Genomic DNA, 3,089 nt, shown 5'->3' on the forward strand with positions numbered 1-3,089 from the left:
GAATGAAATTGATGACGGTATTAAATAATCCAATTGCTGCTGCATAACTGAATTGATTTGAAATAATCCCAATTTTGTACACGTATGTTTCAATAACCTCTGAAACCGGTAAATTCAACGGATTTTGCATTAAAAAGATTTTCTCAAATCCTGTGCTTATAATAGATCCCATATTAAGGATAAGTAGGATAATAATCGTTGGGATGATCGCCGGTATTTCTACATTACGAATAATTTGCCATCTATTCGCTCCATCTATCTTCGCAGAATCATATAACTGCGGATCAACACTTGATAGTGCAGCTAAATAAATAATACTGTTCCAGCCGACATGCTGCCATATATCTGATAAGACATAAACTGGAACAAAAGTAGATGGTGATGCTAATAAATTCAAATCCTTAAACCCAAGCGCATTCAATAAATGACCAATAATCCCGGTATTCGGAGAAAGTAAAACATTTAATAATCCAACAACAACAACGATTGAAATAAAATGCGGCAAATACACTGTTGTTTGTAGAATCCGTTTTCCCTTCCTCCATTTAATTTGATTAATCAGTAATGCTAAAATAATCGGAGCAGGAAATCCTAAAATAATTGTACTCAAGCTAATAAAAAGCGTATTACTTAACAAATCCGTAAACATATGACTTTCAATGAATTGCTGGAAATATTTTAATCCTACCCATTCTCCCCCAGTTAATCCTTTTGTAAAGTCATATTCCCTAAAGGCTAATTGAACACCATACATAGGAATATAGTTAAAAATAATCACGATGATTATCGCTGGAAGAATCATTAGCCATAATTGATAATCTCGTTTAAATGTATTAAAAATTGTCGGCTTTTTTTCAATTGTCATGCTCGGAGCATGATTTGCTTTTTTTGTTTGAGAGTTTAACAAGGTCATTTAGGATCATCTCCTTTCATAAACGATGAAGGAAGGAGTATACCCCTCCAGACTCAAAAAGCCATTTTTTAGAGGGGCTTATCTCCTATTCAACATCCTCACGGTTAAATTACTTATTCTTCATATATTCATCGTAATATTTTTGAATAATCTCTGTATTTTTTTCAATCCCAATTTTCTTGAGCTCCTTCACATAACCATCCCATTGCTCTTCAATACCACCTTTTGTAATCCACTCAGAATATTTAGCCATTGCTAAATTCATTACTTCTGTATTTGTTAAGCTAAGAGCATTATTATCCTCATCGGTATATTTAAAGAACATACGAGGTAGGACATCCTTTTCCTTATCGATTGAATTAAATGCAACCTCTAATGGCTTCGTTTGCTCCCCTACAGATTGCATGTCAGTGCCAAGTGTTAAATTTAGTGAATCTGAAATATACATTGGTCCATTATCCGCCCATGTTGTCGTCCACTTCCAAGTACCTGGGTCCATGCTTTCATCCTGTGGAGGCAAGACAGAATAAGAACCATCTTCATTTTCAGCTATATTCGTTCCTAATGAACCAAATAAAACTTGCATACTTACTGTCGGGTCATAGAGTTCATTAATAAATTTCATTGCTGCTTCTTTATTTTTACTTGTCGAGGACATTTGAATAAAATTCACTCCGTAGTTGAGCATATTATAATCATAGCTCCAGGATGCTTCTTCTGTTGAGTCAGCAGAAGCCTTTAACGGTGCCATTGATTCATATTGTGGTGCTAATGTGTTACCAAATCGATCCGTCACTTCCCAGCCATATGTATAACCGACTTTAGCTGTTTCTCCATCCCCACGGGCCACTGATTGATATTTTGTATAGTCTTGAGTAAACACTTCTTTATTTATTAAACCTGCTTCCCAACATTTATTTAAGAAAGAAACAACCTCTTTATATCGCTCATCAATGAGGAAGTTTTTCACATTACCATCCTCTAAAAATACACCATCACCACTAGCGTCTGTTAATGTAATTCCAAGGCTCCCAAGTAATACGGTAGGTTGGAATTGACCAAATCCTAATGTACCCGTTGGAGAAAAGTCCATCGGAATTTCATCATTTGGATCGCCATTCCCATTTGCATCCTCTTCTTTAAATGCTACAAGCACATCATATAATTCATCCCAATTTGTTGGCATCTCTAATCCAAGATTATCTAACCATTGTTTATTAATAAATTGTCTAGTTGAAGTTTCCGGCCAGAAACGTTGATATTTCGGTAAACCAAAAATCTCTCCATCCTTTTGCGTTGAAAGCGCTTTTAATTCTGGTTTCTCCTCAAACATCTTTTTAACATTCGGCGCATGCTCATCTATTAATTCTGTCATATCTTGGAATAGCCCTGTAAATTTCACAAAGTCAGCATCCGTAATTGCATTGGGACCGACAATTAAATCAGGCACATCCCCAGCAGCTAGCATTGTTCCTTTTTTTTGGTCCCAATCCGCTGTAACCTCTTCCCATTTAATTTCTACACCGGCTCTTTCTTCTGCCTCTTGGAGCCACTCCATTTTATCAAGCTCCTGTGTTAAAGGGTGTTTCGTAATAAGTGCTTTTAATACAACCTTACCATCATCAGTTTTTTCAACAGTTTCAGCATTATTGTTACAACCAGCTAACGCTAGAGCAGAACATAGAAAAACGCTGAAGGCAATCTTCGAAATTCTTTTCATCCTACACTCCCCTTTTACTCTACTTTTCTATCGAAATAGTTATTATGCAACCCCTTACAATTACATGCAAAATAACTACTCCTCCCAAAAACATCTCCCTTTGAGCAAATTGCTTGACATTTCATAATTTTCATTTAACTCTCTGTTAAATCCTATATTACGCTACTGCTTGTATTGAAGAGAATTCACAATTCCTTAGAAAACATATCTTTTTTTTGTATTTTTCTATTTTTACTGTACTTAACTGCAAAAGTTCATTTTATTTAAAACTCAATCATAAAATACTAAAATATCTATTTAACTGCTTTCACAAACGCTTTAATTTCAAGATTTTGTTCAGGCATTCCTTCTTTATAAAAATAGTAAAATTTAATCAAATTTAATAAAAAAAAATATACACCATCATCTGAAGACAGCGCATATCCTTTTGTTAGACTTTCTAGGTTTTTGTCATTG

At 34.7% G+C, this 3,089-nt stretch carries 2 protein-coding genes; both read right to left on the reverse strand.

Annotated elements, in window-relative coordinates:
• On the reverse strand, positions 1-865 hold an 865-nt coding region (locus tag HU235_RS10385), incomplete at its 3' end, for an ABC transporter permease (protein WP_174880176.1).
• Between the two features lie 157 nt (positions 866-1,022).
• Positions 1,023-2,633, reverse strand: a complete 1,611-nt coding sequence (locus tag HU235_RS10390) for an extracellular solute-binding protein (RefSeq protein WP_174880175.1) — start codon at positions 2,631-2,633, stop codon at positions 1,023-1,025.
• Positions 2,634-3,089: the final 456 nt, after the last annotated feature.

This window comes from Metabacillus niabensis (genome assembly GCF_902829255.1).
GTDB classification, from domain to species: domain Bacteria; phylum Bacillota; class Bacilli; order Bacillales; family Bacillaceae; genus Metabacillus; species Metabacillus niabensis.